The 20,411-nt window shown below is 54.3% G+C and carries 12 protein-coding genes and 3 pseudogenes; all 15 read right to left on the reverse strand.

Going from position 1 to position 20,411, the window contains the following annotated elements; all coding sequences use genetic code 11:
* Positions 1–6: 6 nt before the first annotated feature.
* A pseudogene (gene addA, locus EXW96_RS28535) lies at positions 7–3,974 on the reverse strand (helicase-exonuclease AddAB subunit AddA).
* On the reverse strand, positions 3,971–7,681 hold the full coding sequence (addB, locus tag EXW96_RS13475) for a helicase-exonuclease AddAB subunit AddB (protein ID WP_174350749.1): 3,711 nt from the start codon (positions 7,679–7,681) through the stop codon (positions 3,971–3,973). Before addB ends, addA begins: the two are co-directional and overlap by 4 nt.
* Positions 7,682–8,397: 716 nt before the next feature.
* A complete protein-coding gene (locus EXW96_RS13480) occupies positions 8,398–8,970 on the reverse strand; it encodes a nitroreductase family protein (protein WP_054818553.1) in 573 nt (190 codons plus the stop codon).
* 63 nt (positions 8,971–9,033) lie between these two features.
* Positions 9,034–10,404, reverse strand: coding sequence for a class I SAM-dependent rRNA methyltransferase (locus tag EXW96_RS13485; RefSeq protein ID WP_054818547.1), 1,371 nt, complete (start codon positions 10,402–10,404; stop codon positions 9,034–9,036).
* Positions 10,405–10,424: 20 nt separating this feature from the next.
* The gene (deoC, locus tag EXW96_RS13490; RefSeq protein WP_054818546.1) at positions 10,425–11,108 is read right to left on the reverse strand and encodes a deoxyribose-phosphate aldolase; all 684 of its coding nucleotides are present in this window, start codon (positions 11,106–11,108) and stop codon (positions 10,425–10,427) included.
* Positions 11,109–11,537, reverse strand: a complete 429-nt coding sequence (locus tag EXW96_RS13495) for an NUDIX hydrolase (protein ID WP_062407539.1) — start codon at positions 11,535–11,537, stop codon at positions 11,109–11,111.
* 84 nt (positions 11,538–11,621) lie between these two features.
* A pseudogene (mtaB, locus tag EXW96_RS13500) lies at positions 11,622–13,027 on the reverse strand (tRNA (N(6)-L-threonylcarbamoyladenosine(37)-C(2))-methylthiotransferase MtaB).
* A gap of 1 nt (position 13,028) precedes the next feature.
* Positions 13,029–13,799 (reverse strand): 16S rRNA (uracil(1498)-N(3))-methyltransferase, encoded by a 771-nt coding sequence (locus EXW96_RS13505; RefSeq protein WP_174350750.1) that lies wholly within the window; start codon positions 13,797–13,799, stop codon positions 13,029–13,031.
* A gap of 153 nt (positions 13,800–13,952) precedes the next feature.
* Positions 13,953–14,629 (reverse strand): annotated as a pseudogene (locus EXW96_RS13510) (site-2 protease family protein).
* Between the two features lie 10 nt (positions 14,630–14,639).
* Positions 14,640–15,620, reverse strand: a complete 981-nt coding sequence (gene prmA, locus EXW96_RS13515) for a 50S ribosomal protein L11 methyltransferase (protein ID WP_062407531.1) — start codon at positions 15,618–15,620, stop codon at positions 14,640–14,642.
* Between the two features lie 348 nt (positions 15,621–15,968).
* A complete protein-coding gene (locus EXW96_RS13520) occupies positions 15,969–16,415 on the reverse strand; it encodes a hypothetical protein (protein ID WP_309225095.1) in 447 nt (148 codons plus the stop codon).
* On the reverse strand, positions 16,345–16,494 hold the full coding sequence (locus tag EXW96_RS13525; RefSeq protein WP_137670481.1) for a YfhD family protein: 150 nt from the start codon (positions 16,492–16,494) through the stop codon (positions 16,345–16,347). The genes EXW96_RS13520 and EXW96_RS13525 overlap by 71 nt, the downstream gene beginning before the upstream one ends.
* A 126-nt stretch (positions 16,495–16,620) precedes the next feature.
* Entirely contained in the window at positions 16,621–17,736 is a 1,116-nt protein-coding gene (gene dnaJ / locus EXW96_RS13530; protein ID WP_062407529.1) for a molecular chaperone DnaJ, read from the reverse strand.
* A gap of 83 nt (positions 17,737–17,819) precedes the next feature.
* On the reverse strand, positions 17,820–19,655 hold the full coding sequence (dnaK, locus tag EXW96_RS13535) for a molecular chaperone DnaK (RefSeq protein ID WP_174350751.1): 1,836 nt from the start codon (positions 19,653–19,655) through the stop codon (positions 17,820–17,822).
* Between the two features lie 51 nt (positions 19,656–19,706).
* Complete coding sequence (grpE, locus tag EXW96_RS13540) at positions 19,707–20,327, reverse strand: nucleotide exchange factor GrpE (protein WP_054818542.1); 621 nt, start codon at positions 20,325–20,327, stop codon at positions 19,707–19,709.
* Between the last annotated feature and the right edge of the window lie 84 nt (positions 20,328–20,411).

The raw sequence follows: 20,411 nt of genomic DNA on the forward strand, positions 1-20,411 counted from the left end.
CCTCCTTTATAGCTGTACCACATGAGCTCCATCAAATAAAAAGATGTATTTGCCGATGACCGGCCTTTTCCAGATCGTCTCCACCGCTCTTGCATACAAATCGAGCTGCATCCGGTAGCTCTCCGCCACCCGTTGAGGAGAAGCGCCCTTCAGGCGATCCGTCTTGTAATCGAGCAGGACCAGACCCTCCTCCTCATCAATCAAGCAGTCGATCACCCCTTGCAGCATGACCGTTTCCTGCGACAAGCCTCCCGGTTCAGCGCCATACACATCCGTCGCAGGCAGTCCGAAGCTGAAGGGCACCTCCCGGTGTACCCGCTTGGCTTGAAGCAGCCGCTGCCCCAGCTCGCTTCGGAAGAAAGACACGATAACCGCGGGGTCCACCAGCGATTGCTGCTGTTCGGTCAGCAGCTCCCGCGACACCATCCAGGCCAGCGTTTCGCGCACGTCCGCCTCCAAAGGATGACGATCCAGCGGCATATGCTGCATGACGGAGTGAAACACCGAGCCCCGCTCCGCCGCATTCAGCTCTCTTTGCTCCATGAAACGAGGTCTGCGGACAATCATCCGGCGGAAGACCGTTTGTCCTTTGTCCCGGCCTTTCTTGTCAACGTTGTCCTGACCGTTTTCCGCAGCGTGCCAAGGCGCCGCCGCGGGTTCCTCCGATAGCAGCTCAAGCAGTTTATGATGCTCGGACAGCCGCTTGAGCTCCGTTACGGACGTTTTGGACAAGACCAGCGTAGCGTCCTTATAGGAATAATCCCACGACAACCGCCGCCACACTTCATGCTCCCACTGCTCCGTTTCGTCCACAGGCTCCATGCGGACCACCGACTGCCACCGCGAATCGGCGGGATCCGATCCGGCGGCCGCCTGCGCCATACCGGCAAACAGCTCCGGCATGATCAGATGCACCCGCCACTCGGAAGACTCGTCCTTTAGAAACAAGGGAACCGTATCTTCTACGCCTGCCCCTTCCCGGAGCAGCTTTCCGTCGGGATGGCGAATCATGGCGGGACCGATCCAATCCAGATAACATTTGGCTTTGGCCAGCGCGTCATCCGGAAGCGCCAACCGGTCATGCAGAACAAACCGGCTCCATGCCTTGAGCTGTTTTTCCAGCCCTTTGACCGAGGCTACCAGCACCAGCTTCTCCCTCGCACGGGTAAGGGCCACATACAGCACGCGCATTTCTTCGGCAAGCATTTCCATCTGGATTTTGCGTTTGATGGCGAGCCACGGCAGCGTGGGATAGCTGACGCGCGTCTTCGGATCGGTCAACTTCGGTCCGAATCCGAGCTCCTTGTGCAGCAGGAAGCTGTCCGTCAAATCCCGCCGGTTGAACGGCTTGGCCATACCGGCTGCGAATACGACCGGAAATTCCAGCCCCTTGCTTTTGTGAATGGTCATGATCCTTACGACATCCTCTTGCTCGCCCAAAGCCCTGGCGGTGCCCAAATCGCCTCCGCTGTTTTGCATTCGTTCAACGAAACGCAAAAAACGGAACAGGCCCCGAAAGGACGTCGCCTCGTACTGGCGGGACCGATCGTAGAGCGCGCGCAGATTCGCTTGGCGCTGCTGCCCGCCGGGCAGCCCGCCTACGAAATCGAAATAGCCGGTTTTTCTGTAAATGTCCCAGATCAGGTCGGCAAGCGAGCCCTGCTGAGCCATCCTTCTCCAATCGTTCAACTGTTCAAGGAAGGATCTTGCTTTGCGTTGAGTCTCCGGTTTTGGAATATACGCGCCATCGCCATCGCCGGACGGTTCCGAACCATCCGGATCGGAAAGCTCTCCGGCTTCCTCCGTCTTCGTTTCATCCTTTCTCGCATAAGCTCTCACCGCATCGAAAAAAGCTCCGTGACGGCTGCATATCCGGATATGCGCCAGCTCCTCGCTGTCCATTCCCACAATAGGCGAACGGAGCACGGAGGCCAGAGGAATATCCTGATACGGATTATCGATGAGCTTGAGTAGAGACAATACCACTTGAATCTCCGTTGCCGTAAAATAGCCGGTATTCAGCTCCGCATAGGCCGGAATGCCCTGCTGCCGCAGTTCCTCGATCAGCACCGGCGCCCACTGCTGAGTGGCGCGCAGCAGAATGACGAAATCCCGGAAAGCGGCTGGCCGCAGCCCTTTGAGGGATTTATCGAACACCCGAAACGGCTCTCCGCCATCCATCCCCATCATGAGGCGAATCTGCTGCGCGATATACCGGGCTTCCAGCTGTGCCGTTTCCAGCTCCTGCCTATTTTCGGCCGGATCCTCCGAAGCGCCGTCCGCCTCCGGGTCTTGATCGGAATCCGTCACGCTTTCGTCTTCCGTTTTCTTGCCGGATACGCTCTCGTCATGGGCCGACCTGTCGATGAGAATCAGCTCGGACGCCAAGTCAAAGTTTCCATTCCCGGTTTCCGGATACCCTGCGCCGTATACGAGCTCCGCCTTTTGATCATAAGCGATTTCACCTACGTTCTCGTTCATCAGCTGGCGGAATATGTAGTTTGTACCGTCCACCACTTGGCGGCGGCTGCGGAAGTTGCGCGCCAAATCAATCCGTCTTCCCGGATCCGCTCCGTCCGGGGTAAAGCTTTATATTTTTCCTGAAACAGGCTCGGCTCCGCCAAACGAAACCGGTATATGCTTTGTTTCACGTCCCCGACCATAAACCGGTTGCCGGGAGATTCCCGCGAAATCAGCTCGACGATCGCCTCCTGCACGCGGTTCGTATCCTGATATTCGTCAAGCAGCACTTCGACGAACTGTTCCCGGTATTCCAAAGCGGCTTGAGAAGGCACCGGCGCTCCGGGCGCGGATCGGTCCGAGCTCAGGATGCGCAGACAATAATGCTCGAGATCGGCGAAATCGACAAGACCTTTGTCCAGCTTGACCTTCCTATACCGCTCCCCGAACTCGATCACCAAATCCGCCAGAGTCCTCATGAGCGGGGCCATCATTCTCAGTTCCTCCTCGTACTGCTCCGGAGTTCGTGCGAACAGTTCCTCCTTCAGGTCTCCCAGCCTTTCCTTGGCTTCATTGCGCAGCGCTTTGACCTGCTCCTGCAGCTCTTTATCGTACTGCTCGCCTTTACACGCCTTCAGCTTTCCGAAGCCCGCCCCCTGAAACGCCTGATAAAGTCTGTGCCAGGACGGATCGGCCGCCGCCTCAAGCAAAGATTGAATTACCGTTAAATCTTCATTCAAATTGGCCAAATACGGTTCGGGACCGAAGGGGGCCTCGGCCGTACGGACAGCCTCCCTCAGCAGGGCGTCAATCCCCTGAAGCTCCAGGCGGATATAAGCCTGCAAGCTCGACTGCCAAGGATTCTCTCCTGCCATCGAACACCGTTCGAATCTTCCTACGCTTTCCTCAAGCCAATGCTCCGGCCAGGGATGGCTGCGGGCATTATCGTATATTCGCTGCACCAGCTGAAACAGCGCGTCGTCGCTTTTATCCGAACTGAACGCATCCGCCAGCCGCCAGAAAGGATCATCTTCGGCGGAGTCTCCATACCGTTCTTCCAACAGCTCCTCCAGCACATCCTGACGCAGCAGCGCGCTTTCCGTTTCGTTGGCGATACGAAACCCGGGGTCTAATCCGATAACCTGATAATGCTTTTGAATGACTTCCATGCAAAAGGAATGCAGCGTCGTGATGGAAGCCCTTGGAATGAGCGCCAGCTGGCGCCGAAGGTGATCGGATTCCGGATTGGCCGCGAGCGCTTTTTCCAACGCCTCGCTGATACGGTGACGCATCTCCTCGGCAGCCGCTTTGGTAAAGGTGGCCACAAGCAGCCGGTCTACATCCGTCGGATTTCTCTCATCGGAAATGCGCCGGATAATCCGCTCCACCAGGACGGCCGTTTTGCCTGAACCGGCGGCAGCCGCCACCAGGATGGATTGACCGTGAACGGAAATGGCATTCCACTGCTCATCCGTCCATGTGCTGCCCGCAGGCTTCGGGATCGTTACAGTCATTTGGTCTCGCCTCCCTCGTTATCTTTGCTGCCGGAGGGCGGAATGAACCCGTCTTCTACAGCGGGCTGATCCGTTTCGTCTTCTGCCGAAGCGGCGACTTCCAACGAAGCAAGGGCTGCGGTTCGGGATGCGGATGGCCGGAAGCGCGACTTTGATTCCGTTTGTTTTTCCATCAGCTCCCATACGAGATCCTTGCCGATCGGAGGCAGTACCCTGTAATCGTTGCCTTCCAGCTGCGTGTCGAACTGGCATACCGGCCGGAAGGAGCAATGACTGCAAGCGGTGGACTGCCCCATCCGATACGGCTCGATACCAATGCGCCCGTCCGTCATCGAAGTGCCGATGTCGCGAATCGTCCGTCTTACATACCGCCTGACCGTATTCCACTGCTCCTCCGATGCCACAGAGGATGATTTATAGAAGCTGCCATCCGTTTTGAGCGCCGCCGGCAGCAGCTCGGAATGGCCGCTTGCCCCAATCAGACTGCTGTCCATCAGCTTGATCACTTCAGGATCGGCCCGAAGCAGTCCTTTCATTTTGAAGCGTTTTTTCAGCTCTTTATCGATCTGTTCCGCAGTCAGTCCATTTTTGGCATTCAGCAGCGGATTGTGTACATGAAAATAGAGGACGCCTGCAGGCTCCGCTTCTGTGCCCAGCCATATCGGAGCATGCGTCAAAATGACATCCAGATAAGTCAACATTTGCAGGGACAGCCCGTAATATACTTCGGCCATGTTCAGCATTTTGGCGCTTGATTTATAGTCAATCACCCTCAGCAGCGTTCCCCGTTCCGTATCCGCCCGGTCAATCCGGTCAATCCGGCCGCGCAGCTCCATAAGAACTCCGTTGTCCAGCTCGTAGAGCAGCGGAGGAATCGCCTGTCCGCTTCCAAAACCGATTTCGAGCCCGATCGGGCGAAATTGTCCGCGTTTGGCATGCTCGCCCAGCATCAAAGCGGCCCGGCCGATCACCTGCTTCAGCTTGCGGGCAATATACAAATACCTTTTGGAGCTGAGCAGGATTTCGCCCTGCAGCTTGGGCGCCAGCGCATCGACAACGAGCGCGGCCCGCTCTTCGCTCTCCCGGGCCGTCAGCGCCCCCCAATCGATGCCCTCCTTCTCCACCTGCTCGGCAAACTTGCTCAAAGCCGCATGAAATAGTTGGCCTACGTCAGGGGCTTCCAGGCGGAAGATCCGGCGTTCCTTCAACCGCAGCCCATGGGATGCGAATTGCGAAAACGGACAAGCGACGAATCGTTCCATCCGCGACACGCTGGTTTCAATATGCTCTCCGTACAGCCGCCTGCTGGTCGAATCGCTTAACGCCGCAGCCTTGTTCGTATAGAGCAGCGATTGAACCATTCGGGAAAGCCTGCCGCCGAATTCAGGCTGCCGGGCAAACCAATTGTACACGGACCACCATACCCCGCTCATCGGAGCTCCCTGCATCCATTGCTTTAATTGTACAACCAGCAAGGACAGCGCCTTATCGGGATGCGCTATGTATTCCAACTGCTCGGTGGACGCCGCATCCGGAGCCGGATCATTCAACAGCAGCCGTTCCCTGACTTGCGGAAACAACCGCTTGATTTGCCGGATCACGTCGGAAGGAAGCAGCGATTTTCCTTCTTCATCGGCCAAAGCATAACTGAGCCATAATCCGTCGGACGGCGTGCAGAATGCGCAATAGATCAGGAACGATTCATCCAGCAGCCGTCTGCGGCTGCCTTCGGCAGTCTGAAGGCCGGCTGCGCCGAGCCGTTCCCGCTCCGCTTCCGTCAGCACGCCGCTTTCGGTTATTTTGGCCGGCATAACGCCTTCGTTCACACCGAGTACAAACATGTGCTTCACCCGGCCGGAGCGGGTTCTGTCCATCGATCCGATCAATACCTGATCAAGCGTCGGGGGAACAAGCCCGAGCTTGATGCTTTCCAATCCCGTTTGGATCAATTCGGCAAACAACTCCAGAGATACGGACTGCTCCCCCATCAGCTCGATCAACTGATCGAACATATCCATAACCCGCTCCCATACCTGCGCATGCTCCCGCGCTTTCTCCGGCTCGCCCAAATGAAGCGAGCTCTGGCTCCATGCTTCCAGGCGATCCGGCACCCGGAGTCCGATGAGGAGCTCGTATACCGCTTGAACGCGGTCTTGTACCGCGGTTTTCTCCCGCAGCTTCTTTTGCAGTTCGCCAAGCGGCCCTGCTACCGCCCGCCGGCAAGCATTGATTTTCGTTAAAAAAGCCTCGTCCGCGTCACCGGCCTCCGCATCATCCTGCTCCAGGCTCGTTCTATAGGAATAAGTCCAATCCTTCGGATCCGTCCATTTGGAGCCTTGAATACCAAAGGCCAGCACATAGTTTTCCAACTGGTCCATGGCAAGACGGTCGATCCGTATGCGGTCTCCCTGCAGTTCCTTATCTTCCGCAAAGGGCAGGAGCAGTCCGGTTTTGACGCATCGAAACACGGCATCGTATTTCCAATGGGTGAGCACCGTCTCCAGCGCCGAGCGAATCAGTTCCACCAGCGGATGATGCAGCACCGAACGCTTCTGATCGAAGAAATGCGGGATACCGTAATCGCGGAACGTTCCGGCCAGTAAATCGCCATAGGCTTCAACACTGCGGACGGAAACGGATATATCGCGCCAACGCAAGCCTTCGTCCCGCACAAGCTTTACAATATCCCGGGCCACCCCCTCTACCTCCGCCCTGCGGCTGACCGCTGCGGAGATACGGACGGACGAACCCGTTCCTTTGCGGACCTCCGCGGGTTCGGGAAACGGCCTCTTGACTCCGTCCCCCCAATGCGCTTCGAGATAAGCAAGCATCGGATTATGCCGAAAGCGGGCGGGAGGGGAATCAGGCAGCACAATATGATCCGTTACATGGATAGCCTGCTGCCGCAGCCGCTCCTGCAGCTCCAGCATCGTGCGTGCCGTCGGGTGGAACAAATCAAGCTCATGCAGACCTTCCCCATTCACATATGGCCGGGGAAGGCACAACGTAAGCGTCACATTCCCCGCATGCCGGGCAAGCTGCTCCAGCACCGCGAATTCCTGCGGCGTAAACCCGTGAAATCCGTCCACCCAGCATTCGGCGCCATGAACGTAATCCGATTCGCCAAGCTGCCTGGCAAGCAGAGTCAAATAATCTTCTCCGTCCAGGTAAAGCTTCGACAGTTCAGTCTGGAATTCGGTATAAATCAACTGCAGATCGTGCAGCTTGTCCTCCAATGAACCGCTTGGGCCGCTCTGGGATCCGAAACGCTCCGAATAAAATCCGCTAAGCCCTTCGGATGTGATACAGTATCGTTTAAATTCGCTGAACAGCTGATTCAAACGGTCCAAGAAACCCATTTGATCCGCAGACGCTTGAAATCGGCGCAGACGCTCTTTATTTCTATGTATAATCCGGTGAAGCAGCAGCTTCTTCCCGGTTTCATCGATCGGAAGACGGGCCGTCCCCCCAACCTCCTGCATAACCCGCCAGGCCAGACGGCGAAAGCTGAGAACCTGCGCCCGCAGCGTTCCCCCCAGTTCAGGCGCGGATACAAGCGCATACTCCGCCTGAAACGTCGCCTGCTCCGGCACAAGCCAAATCAGCGGACGCCCCTCCGGCTTCTCCATGAGCTTTTGTTTGATTTCGTTCAGACAAAACGTCGTTTTTCCGCTCCCGGCACGGCCAAGCACAAAACGAAACGCCATGATCGCTTCCTCCGTTGCGTAGGATTTACCTCAACTCTATTATTCTACCAAAATCCTCATGTGTTGGGAAAAGGGAGGTTTTGGTCATTATAACATATTTTCAAAAACAGGAACAAACGTTCTTGATGTGAGCATTTTTTGAACCTGCGGTCATCCAATCCTCCTGGTTTATTTTCGATTGGCAATGAAATCCTGCGTAAAACCCCGAAATCGTAAGAGCATGGTCTATGATTTACGTTTTCATTGGTTTTCATTGGCAATGATTTCCGCTTTCATGAAAAGATATCGACTTTGTCAAAAGGCGTCGGCCGAAGCGATAATAAAGCTACGGCAAAGCCAAAAACTACCGTTTGTAAGACCGGCATAACACAGCATACCACGATGAAAAAGCCCGCAAATAAAAAGAGGAGGTCATTTTCAATGATTACATTTTTAAATTCGTTTATCGATTATTTCTTGGAAGTAAGAGAAGAGTCTTATCAATTGTTGGCAAAATACGGATATAACGACATCGAATAAGAGCATGTTCCGTCCTTCGTTCGATGCAGTATAAAGAGGTGTAAAATGATGGATTCCGGTTGTGCAGGTTGAAGCCCTGTTCGTTCCCCCAATGGAATGAACAGGGTTTTTTGTGTTAAAATGAACCCCCTTACGCCAAAAAGACGGTATCCGTATCGGATATCGCCCTTCTGTTATCCATTTGCATCTGCTGAACGTCAATCCGTCATCCAAACCGTTTTATCCGCTGCCGGTTTCCGTTTGCCTTCCGGATGCGGCATATCCGGAATCCCCATATACAGCAGCCCGACCATTTCTTCCTTCTCGGTCAGCTGAAAAGCCTGCTTCATCCGCGGGTGGTACATCGGTTCGCCGGAGCGCCAAATCGCTCCAAGGCCCAATGCATGCGCCGTCAACAGCATATTTTGCACAGCGGCGTGCGCTGCGGCAAACTCTTCGATCCGGATCACTCCCTTTCGATCCGACGGCGAAACCGCCACAGCGATCACAACCGGTGCGCGAAACGCTTTGGCCGCTTGCTTCGCCCGCATCGCTTCAAGCTCCTCCCCCGTAAGCTGTGGAGCTGCTTCCGAAGCAATATCGGCATAGGCATCCGCCAGCGCTTGCCGACCTTTGCCCGTCATGACGAAGAAACGCCACGGTTCGGTACCGTGATGGCTTGGTGCCCAGTTTCCCGCCTCCAGCACCTCTTCAATGTGTTCGCGGGTGATCGGCTCCTGCTTCACCCGTCCGATACTGCGCCGTCCCCGAATCGCTTCATTCAAACGCATGTTCCCCAATTTAACGACACCTCTCCTCTTAAACGGTATCTCAGCGCTGCAAAGCTTTTTCGGTTATCGCCTGCCGCGCACTTCAAATATAGCAAATTTTAAATAATTTCCTTCTTCCACTCCCAAAATTCGGGGATGATCCTTTCCGGCGCTGCGGAATTCGATCAAGCGGAGCGTTTTGCCCGCATCCACTGCCGCAGCGTGAACCGTCTCCAGAAACAGCTCCGGCCTCATATGGTAAGAACAGCTAGCCGTCACCAAATAACCGCCCTCATTGACCAATTTCATTCCGTGCAGATTGATGTCCTTGTAGCCTCTGACCGCTCCTTCCACAGCGCTTCGCGATTTGGCGAAAGCCGGGGGATCCAAAATGACGACGTCCCACGTTCTTCCTTTATTCGCCAAAGGGACGGAGGTATCCACCTTCCGCCGGTCCGCCTGAGCCCGTTCCCGGCGGAGATCCAGACCGCGGGATTGCTCGCGCAAATAATCGAACGCATCGGCCACCACAAACTCTACCCGGTCTTCGAACCCGTTCAGTTCGACATTTCGCTTGGCCGTCTCCACCGCATGCTCCGATATATCCAAGCAGGTCACCTTCTTCGCCCCGTACGCGCATGCATGCAGCGTGAAGCTGCCCGTATGCGAGAAACACTCCAGCACCGTAGCGCCGTCCCAGTAAGGAAAGGTCACCTCGGCTCCGCTTTTGTTCACGGGAACCCGTTTCACCGTTCCGTCATCGAGCACCTTCTCCCTCAGCTCAATACCGCTTCGTTTGCCCCAGTTTTTCATCAGCGGAGCCAGGGCCGCCCGGTTTTCCCGCTGATCGAAGAAATATCCCGTCTTCTGGCCTTGCTCGATATCGACCTCCAGCAGCAACCCATTCTCCCGTATGGTCACATATCGCGGGCATTCGCCATAAAGGAGCCCTTTGCGCTGCGTGAGACCTTCCAGCTCCCGCACCGGCACATCGCTGCGCTCATAGATGCCTGCCGGACGCATCACTTCGATTAAAGCGTCAAGTAAGGCCTCTTTGGCCTCTTCCATCCCCAGCGTCAGGATCTGGACAACCAGCACGTCCTCGAATTTATCAACGATCAATCCCGGCAGCAGGTCGGCTTCTCCATAGACCAGGCGAAAGCTTCGAGCATCCGGAAGAAACCGCTCGCGATGGTCCTTACACTGCTGCAGGCGGCGAATAAAGAAATCCCGGTTCATTTCCTCCAACGGTTCATAAGAAACAACCCGGACCGCAATCTGCGACGCCGGATTGTAGTAGCCGGCCGCGAGGAACTGGCCGGTATGCGTATGTATCCGAGCAAGTCGGCCCGGGACGATTTCTCCTTCTACCCGTTCGATTTCCGAGCGGAATACCCAAGGATGCCCCTCCTCGAGCCGCTGTTTCCTTTTTTTCTGCAAATAAATCATTGCCATAGCCTTAAGCCTCCAAAGGATTAATACAACGACGAGCCCGCAAGCCCCGACATCAATGCGACTCCTGAGCTTGTCCCAAGCCGGGTCGCTCCGGCTTCAATCATCTTGACCGCCGTCTCCAGGTCACGGATGCCCCCGGATGCTTTTACACCGATGGAAGAAGAGACACTGCGGCGCAGAAGTGCCACATCCTCCACTGTAGCTCCCCCTTTACCGAATCCCGTTGACGTTTTGACATAATGGGCTCCCGCTTCTTCGGACAGACGACAGGCAGCCGTTTTTTGCCCATCGGTCAGGACGCCCGTCTCGAGAATGACTTTAACGATCGCTTGTCCCTTTACAGCCTGCACGACGGCACGTATATCGTCGCGGACGGCGTCGTAATCGCCCTGAATCAGCTTCCCGATTTGCAGTACCATATCGATTTCATCGGCTCCCTGATCCACGGCTGCAGCCGCTTCAAACGCTTTTACCGAGCTGTCGCCGGCACCTAAAGGAAACCCGCATACTACGCTGATTTTTACGCCCGAATCCTGCAGTAGCTCCCGGCATAACGGAACCCAGGCGCCATTCACACATACACTGTAAAATCCGTACTGCCTGGCCTCTTCGCAGAGCTTTTGAATCGCCTCACGGTCCGCATCGGCCCTCAGCAGCGTATGATCAATGTATGAAGGCAGTTCCTTTACCTGAAATCCGTTCATTCAGCTCACCTCGTATCCAAGCGCTTCCAGCGCTTTTTTGAGAACCGAATCGTTATTTCCGTATCCCGATTGGATCTGCTGCTGCCAAGCCTCAAGCGGATCGAGCCACTCCACTCCGAGAATTTCCTCTACTTGAGCCTTCAGCGTTCCGCCCGTCGCCTCTACCAAATAATAATGTACCTCCTTGTCCACAACGCCTACGCCGGACAATGTAAATTGATAAGTGATCTTCTCCAGCGGCTGCACAATCTTGCCGACGATCCCCGTTTCCTCCGCAATCTCGCGCAGCGCGGTTTGTTCGATCGTCTCTCCGGGCTCCATTTTCCCTTTAGGCAGCGTAATTTTACCATAGCGGTCTTGAATCATTTGCACCTGCAGGCGATCCCCGACCTTGCGGTACACGACGCCTCCAGCCGAAATTTCCTTCATTGGACCTCACCCTTTCTGAATATAAAGAAATCGAAAGGATTTCATCGGAACATGCTGCCCAACGAAATCCTCTCCTTTCCCAATCTATACGATAGCTTTTGCCGCTTGACCAGGAATGGCATCGACACTGCTTGTGCCGGCCGTTTTCCTTGGGGACGGATTCACAGACACGATCTCCGGCACGCGGACGATTTCGCCGCGGCACTCATTCACCCCGGCCTCGGTCACCTTCACATGGCATATCTGACCGATCCAATCCTCGCTGCCTTCAAACACAAGCTGAAGATAATTGTCCGAATAGCCCATGATCAGACCGCTGCCCGGCTGTCCTTTGTAGTCGCGCTCGGGAATAACCTCCAGCACTTGACCCACAAACTGTTTGGCGTAATCAAGCTGCATCCGCTCCGACAAATCGATGAGCTCATGTACCCGGGCGTTTTTAATTTCCTCGTCCACTTGATCCTCCATACGGGCGGCCGGCGTACCGGTCCGTTTGGAGTACGGAAATACGTGCATCTCCGAGAACTTCATCTGCTCCATGAACCGGTATCCATTGCGGAACATCTCTTCCGTTTCTCCCGGAAAGCCTACAATCACGTCCGTCGTAATCGCTACACCCGGCATGATGCGGTGAATGTGCTCGATTTTTGTGCGAACTGCTCCGTCGTATATTTTCTGCGCATCCGCGCCAGCACGTCATTATCTCCAGCCTGCAGCGGAATGTGCAGGTGACGGCACATTTTGTCCGATTTTTGCAGGACCTCCAGCACTTCATCGGTAATTTGGCTCGCTTCGATGGAGCTGATGCGGATCCGCTTCAAACCCTCCACCTTATCCAAATCCCATAGCAGCTTGGCCAAGCTGTAGTCCTCCATATCCTCTCCGTAGCCGCCGGTATGAATGCCCGTTAGCACGATTTCCTGGTACCCGGCATCCACCAGCATGCGGGCCTGCTTCAGCACGCTTTGAGGATCGCGGCTGCGCATCAGACCGCGCGACCACGGAATAATACAGAAGGTGCAAAAGTTGTTGCAGCCCTCTTGAATTTTAAGAAAAGCGCGTGTGCGGTCGGCAAAATCCGGCACGTCGAGTTCCTCGAAGGTGCGGGTTTTCATAATGTTGCGCACGGCGTTAATCGGTTTGCGTTCTTGCTCCAATTGTTTTATATAAGGCATAATTTTGTCGCGGTCCTGCGTCCCGATCACCAGATCGACTCCCGGAATCGCCATGATTTCGGCGGGCGACGTTTGGGCGTAGCAGCCCGTTACCGCTATGATCGCCTCCGGATTTCTGCGGATCGCGCGCCGGATCATTTGCCGGCTTTTTTTATCCCCTGTATTTGTCACTGTACAACTGTTAATGACATATACGTCCGCCGTCGATTCAAAATCGACCTGTTCGTATCCTTCCTGCTTAAACAGCTGCCAGATCGCTTCCGTATCATAAAAGTTGACCTTACAGCCCAGCGTGTGAAAAGCGACTGTCGCCATGTTACTGTTCTCCTCCCATCTCTCCGGATTCGTATAAAATACACGTGAGCCCGACCATGGCGGCCGTCTCCGTTCTAAGTATGCGTTTGCCCAGACTGACGGCGCGGCAGCCAGCCGCTTCCGCCTCTGCCGCTTCCCGTTCAGTAAACCCGCCTTCCGGCCCGATCATGAGCAGCAGCCTTTGTCGGCGGCCTTCATTCTTGCGAGACAAGATCGCCTTGCGGATCTGTCCCCGAAGCTCCTGAACGCTCTGCTTCTCATAGCAAATCCAAGCCGCATCGGCTTCTTGAGCCAGACGCAGCAGTTCCTTCCAGGATACAACCGGGTCCACTTGCGGCACGCGATTGCGATGAGCCTGCTCCGCCGCTTCTTTGGCGATCTTCTGCCACCGCTCCAGCCGCTTTCCTTCTTTTTTTCCGTCCAATTGAACTACGGTACGCTCAGACACGAAAGGGATAAAACGCGACGCCCCGATTTCCGTTCCCTTTTGAATAACCAGTTCCATCTTGTCGCCTTTAGGCAGGCTTTGCGCCACCCAAACATCCACGGCAGGCTCATTGTCCATCGGCAGCCATTCGATCACGTCGGCAACAACCTGCCGAGGATCTACCGTTTGCAATCTGACCAAGGCCTCCCGGCTTATGCCGTCGCTCACTATACATGTATCGCCCGGCTTCGCCCGCATCACCCGGGTTAAGTGGTGTGCGTCGTCTCCGTCTATCGTTGCGGTTTCGTCTGTAAACTGCTCCGGCTGAATGAAATATCTTTGCATGGTAAACCGTCTCTTCCGTGAAAATAAGTCTGACCGCTTATACATAAAGTAAAAACGGTCAACCTTCATCATACACCTTTTTTACCGTAAAAACCAGTATTCCGAACAAGAACGCAGTATTTTACCATTTCAGGCAGGGACCTGACAACAAATTTATCCTCCGAACAACAGGCTGACTATCGCTTGAAACCATGCCAAAATGGGTTCCCGCAGCGCAAAGACGGGTCCCAGTGTTACCGCACGAATCGGTTCAATGAAAAACATCAGCAGAATCGCAAAAAACAGCCACTGCTCATACGGCTTCACTTTCATCAAAATTCGGCGCGGCAGCAGGTCTTCCAGAATGCGGTAGCCGTCCAGCGGCGGAAAAGGAATGAGATTCAGGATGAACAAAAAGATGTTCTGCGTCACCATCAGCGTCAAAAGAGATTGACCGCCATATGGATGCCGGATGACATCCCGGACATCAGGTTGAAATAGTGCAAAGCGTACAGGATGATCAAGCTGATAAATCCAAGCGCCAGATTGCTGAAGGGCCCCGCGAAAGATACGATAATGCCCATCCTTCTAGGATATTTAAAATGACTCCGGTTCACGAGCACGGGCTTGGCCCATCCAATCCCTATAATGAGAAAAAAGATCATGCCGAGCCAGTCCAGATGCACGCGCGGATTGAGCGTTAACCGCCCCATTGTCCGGGGAGTCGGGTCTCCGAATTTGTCGGCAACATAAGCATGAGCAAACTCATGCACGGTGAAAGCGATCAGCAGCATCACAAAAACGAAAGGCATCTGCTCGACCGGGAATGCCAGAAACGAACTCCAGTCCATCTTCTTTCACCTACGGCTTTCTGGCGACGAGCACGACCCAATCCTGCTCCTCGTGACGTTCCGTTATGATGAATCCGGCAGCTGTCAACGCCTCTTCCACGGACGCCTTTTTTGCTTTGATAATCCCGGATACGATGTAGGTTCCGCCCGATTCCAGCACTTCATACACATCGTCAACAAACATCAGAATAATTTCCGCCAAAATGTTCGCCACCACGACCTGTACGGGCAGCTTCACTCCAAGCGTACCTTCGGAAGCTCCGGCGGCGCGGTGCTCATTGATCACCTGCAGCAGATCGCTCAGCTTCACCGTAATTTGCCGTTCCAAGCCGTTCAGCTTGGCGTTCTCCGTTGCGCTGGACACGGAGACGGGATCCAGATCGAGCGCAAGCACGCGGCCTGCTCCCAGCTTCGCCGCGGCAATCGCCAGAACGCCGGAGCCCGTCCCTACGTCAATCACATCTTCTCCGCCTTGAATGACTCTCTCCAGTGTCTTCAGGCAAAGCGCCGTCGTGGCATGTGTTCCCGTACCGAACGCCATGCCAGGGTCAAGCTCCAGAATCAGCTCGTCAGGTCCTGGAGTATACTCCTCCCAAGTCGGCTTGATCGTGAGACGGTCGGTGATGCGAAGCGGCTTAAAATACTGCTTCCATGCGTTCGCCCAGTCTTCATCGTCGACTTCCTTCAACTCGTATGTAGGTTCGCCCGTATCTATATCGTACTCTCTCAGCGTTTCCACAGAACGCTTCAGCTCAAGCAGAATAGCCTCCATATCGGTACCTTCGGAGAAATATCCCTTGATGACAGCCCGCCCTTCGGGTATATCGTTCAGCGGAAGCTCGTACCATTGTCCGAGCGAGGTATCCCTCTGCTTGTTAAGCGTGCCCGACTCTTCAATCGATACCCCGCCGGCTCCCAGCTCATGTATAAAATTCGAGATCATTTCGATCGCTTCTTCGGTTGTGTGAACCGTTACTTCATGCCATCGCATTAACTTATCCAGCCTCCATTCGGTAAAAAGCACATTACGCCTATTGTACAACAATTCGTCATACGGGTAAAACTTTTCATAGAATAGAAATGCTGTCTGCCGGTCAGGTCCTTATCAAAACCTATACTTCGTGCACAGAGAGGTTATGGGTATGGGGGTGCAGCCGCTCTTGAAATCATTTGTTTTCATTGTTTTGAAGATGCGGTAATCACACGCCTACAAATTTATCATTTTTATCTTTATCGTTAACAAACCGGCTGGTCTAGAATCATATTTACCTCAGAAGGCCTATGAATTCCAAAATGAATAGCCGGCATCCCTGAACAGGTGCCAGCTATTCATTCAAATTTATGGAATGCCTCCACCTTCATGTACGACGCGGAGAGCCTGTTCATATATGCTTTCGTCCACAACAGCCGCCAACACAACGTCTCTGCCGGTCAGGTCCGATTCCGCCCCGCCTGCCAAGCCGCTGGCGTCTACGTCCGCCGCAGCCAACACCGCCGCATCCCGGCTGTCGAAATCGGCGCTTTGCGTCAAGTAGCCAAGCCCCGGAAAGTCGCTTGTGATCGGATTCATCACATGATCAACGCCGTCTCCGGGATATTTGCCGAAACGGTCAACGGACACGTCGATGGCCCTCAGCGCTCTCAGTTTGGAAGCGACTCCTTCCGCTTCCTCCAGCGAGTGAAAATAGGCAAGTATGCTTTTCTCCGCCATCGCGCTACCCTTGGTTCTTTTCCTGGCGGGCGTCGGCGGCTTCGGCACGCTGAGCGGCTTTCCGGTCATCGCCATCGGCCAGCTCGCCCGAAAATTCAACGTCCTCGTTTTTGGCTGTAGACAGTTCATTTTGTGCCTTATTCTTTGCATTCATATCCATAAACCTCCTGTCCAATAGTCGATTATGCTTTCACAATGCAATTAGTTTCAGCCCCAATCTGCTCAAATATACAAAAAACACGGCAGGCAATCCGCTCCAGCGGAAAGCCTGCCGTGTTCATCAATCGCCTAAAAAAGCCTTTTTCATTCGTTCGAATAACGACTGCTGCTGTCCATTCGTATTCTCACCGGAAAGCTTGGAGAATTCGCGCAGCAGTTCCTTTTGTTCATCAGTCAAATTCGTCGGCGTAACCACGACGACTTTGACATGCTGATCGCCTTGTCCATAGCCCCGAAGTCGCGGAACGCCTTTGCCTTTGAGACGGAAATACGTATCCGTTTGGGTACCGGCAGGAATTTTGAGCTTCACCTTCTCGGTTAAGGTTGGAATTTCGATTTCATCCCCGAGTGCCGCCTGTGCGAATGTCAGCGGCACTTCGCAGTAGATATCGTCTCCCTCGCGCTCGAAAAATTCATGAGGCTTCACCCGAATAACGACATACAGATCCCCTGGAGGACCCCCGCGCGTTCCGGCTTCTCCTTCGCCGGTGACACGAAGCTGCGCTCCGTCGTCCACTCCGGCCGGAATGTTCAGATTAATCGTACGCTGCTTCTTGACCTTACCCGAACCATGACAGGTGCCGCACTTGTCCTTGATGATTTTACCCTGTCCTTGGCAGGCCGAGCAGACGCGGCGGTTAACGATGCGGCCGAACGCCGTATTCTGCACCACTTCCTGCTGGCCGGAGCCATGGCAGACACCGCATGTTTGCGGCTTGGTTCCCGGTTTTGCGCCGCTGCCTTCACAAGTGTCGCAGGTCTCGGTCCGAGGAATACGAATATCGGTTTTTTTGCCGAATACCGCTTCTTTAAACTCGATGGTCAGCGTGTACTGCAGATCGTTCCCCCGTTGAGGAGCGTTCGGATTTCGGCGCTGACCGCCTCCGAAGAACATATCGAAAATATCGCCGAAACCGCCGAAATCCTGACCGAAGCCGCCCCCGCCCATGCCCTGGTTCGGATCGACGTGGCCAAAGCGGTCGTACTGCGCTCTCTTTTGCTCGTCGCTCAGAACATCGTACGCTTCCTTCGCTTCTTTAAACTTTGCTTCTGCGTCTGGCGCCTTATTGACGTCCGGGTGATATTGGCGCGCCAGCTTGCGGTAAGCTTTTTTTATGTCTTCCGGAGAAGCGTCCTTACCGACCCCGAGCACTTCATAGTAATCGCGTTTGCTCATCGTTCCACTCCTACTCCCGGGCGACAAACGGAAAGTCAAAGCCGGTCATGCCGGCTTTGACTCCCTGCGTGTCTAACGGGTTATTACTTCTTGTCGTCGACTACTTCATAGTCGGCATCCACTACGTTGTCTTTACTCTTGGAGGCACCCGGCGCATCCTCCGCTCCTCCAGCCTGGCCCTGCTGGGCAGCTTGCTCATACAGCTTCACGGACAGCTGCTGAATGACTTGGGTAAGCTCTTCGCTGGCTGCTTTGATCTCATCCAAGCTGTTGCCTTCGAGAGCTTTTTTCAATTTTTCTTTCGCTTCATTAGCTTTATCGATTTCGGCTTGGTCAACCTTGTCGCCCAAATCCTTGATCGTCTTGTCGACGGAGTAAACGAGCTGATCCGCTTGGTTGCGGGCTTCTACGAGCTCTTTACGCTTGCGGTCCTCTTCAGCGTGAGCTTCAGCTTCCTTCATCATGCGCTCGACTTCTTCGTCAGACAAACCGCTGGAGGAAGTAATCGTGATTTTTTGGCTTTTTCCTGTGCCTTTATCGAGTGCAGACACGTTAACAATACCGTTGGCGTCGATGTCAAAGGTAACTTCGATTTGCGGAACGCCGCGCGGCGCCGGTGGAATGTCTCCCAAAATGAAGCGGCCCAGCGTTTTGTTGTCCGCAGCCATCGCACGCTCACCTTGAAGCACGTGAATTTCAACGCTTGGCTGGTTGTCTGCATAAGTCGTGAACACTTGCGATTTCGTTGTCGGAATCGTCGTGTTGCGTTCGATCATCTTAGTGAACACGCCGCCTGCGGTTTCAATACCCAGGGAAAGAGGCGTTACGTCGAGCAATACGACGTCTTTCACGTCCCCTGTCAGAACACCCGCTTGAACGGCAGCACCGAGAGCCACCACTTCATCAGGGTTTACGCCTTTGTGAGGCTCTTTGCCGATCAGGCGTTTTACAGCTTCCTGGACAGCCGGAATCCGGGAAGAACCGCCGACCAGCACCACTTTATCGATTTGATCCGGAGTAAGTCCGGCATCGCTTAAGGCCTGGCGGGTAGGACCCATCGTTCTTTCCACCAAAGGAGCGGAAAGCTCTTCGAACTTGGCACGGGTCAGGTTAACCTCCAAGTGCTGCGGCACGCCGTCCACGACCGTAATAAACGGCAGGGAAATGGTTGTCGTCAAGACGCCGGACAGCTCTTTCTTGGCTTTTTCTGCCGCATCCTTCAGACGTTGAACCGCTGCTTTATCTTTGCTCAGATCGATGCCGTGCTCTTTTTTGAACTCGGAAACGAGATAATCGATGATGACTTGGTCAAAATCGTCTCCGCCCAAACGGTTGTCACCGCTGGTTGCTTTCACTTCGAAGAAGCCGTCGCCAAGCTCCAGAATGGAGACGTCGAATGTACCGCCGCCAAGGTCATAAACCAGAATCGTTTGGTCCTCGGACTTTTCAAGACCGTAGGCCAAAGCGGCCGCCGTCGGTTCGTTAACGATCCGGAGCACTTCAAGACCTGCGATTTTACCGGCATCCTTCGTCGCTTGACGCTGGCTGTCGTTGAAATAAGCGGGAACCGTAATGACGGCTTGCGTTACCGGTTGGCCCAGGTACGCTTCCGCATCGGCTTTCAGCTTCTGAAGAATCATGGCCGAAATTTCTTGCGGCGAATATTCTTTATCGTCGATTTTCACTTTATGATTCGTACCCATGTGACGCTTGATGGAGATGACCGTACGGTCAGGATTCGTGATCGCTTGACGCTTTGCCGTCTCGCCGACGATGCGCTCTCCATCCTTTTTGAAGCCCACTACGGAAGGAGTCGTACGGTTTCCTTCCGCATTAGGGATAACTACCGCCTCGCCGCCTTCCATAACGGCTACGCAAGAGTTTGTTGTCCCAAGGTCGATACCAATTACTTTACCCATAAGGATTTGCCTCCCTTAATTTCGTTTGTTTCGTTTGCAATGATGCTGCACTTATGAGCTCACCTTGACCATGGCCGGACGCAGAACTTTATCCTTAAGCATGTAGCCCTTTTGTACCTCTTCCACTACAATGCCTTCCTCATGTTCTTCCGATTCCACCTGCATGATCGCCTGATGGTATTCCGGATTAAACGGTGTGCCCACCGCTTCCATTGGCTTTAAGCCTTCGTTTGCAAGCACTCCGTCCAATTGACGGAAAATCATTTCGATGCCCTTGGCCAGAGCGTCGTAATCCTTGTTATCTTTGCTTGCGGCGAGGGCCCGTTCGAAATTGTCGACAACCGGGAGCAGCTGCTCGATAAGCTTTAAAGAGGCGTACTTCGCAAATTCTTCCTTTTCTTTCATCGTACGCCGTCTGTAATTATCAAAATCGGCTTGAGCTCTTAACAATCTCTGCTGATGGTCTTCCACCTGCTTCCTAAGCTCCTCAAGCTCCTGATTGACAGCATCTTGGGCTTCGGAAGCATCTGCTGCCTGCGCCTGTTGGTTTTCGTCTCCGGCCTCGGCAGCATTTGTTTCATTATCAGTTGCGGCTTCATATGTAACGTTCGCCTCTTGCTCAGGCTGTTCGCCTGCCTTTTGGCGTCCGTCCGCTTGTTGTTCCGTGTTCAATGTCTGTCACCTCCTTGACCGAATCAGCCCGGCCATCCACTATAACTGTGGCTTGAGCAGTTCAGGGTACGCCGACCTTTATCT

It is taken from the genome of Paenibacillus sp. JMULE4 (genome assembly GCF_013337105.1).
In the GTDB taxonomy this organism is placed as follows: domain Bacteria; phylum Bacillota; class Bacilli; order Paenibacillales; family NBRC-103111; genus Paenibacillus_G; species Paenibacillus_G naphthalenovorans.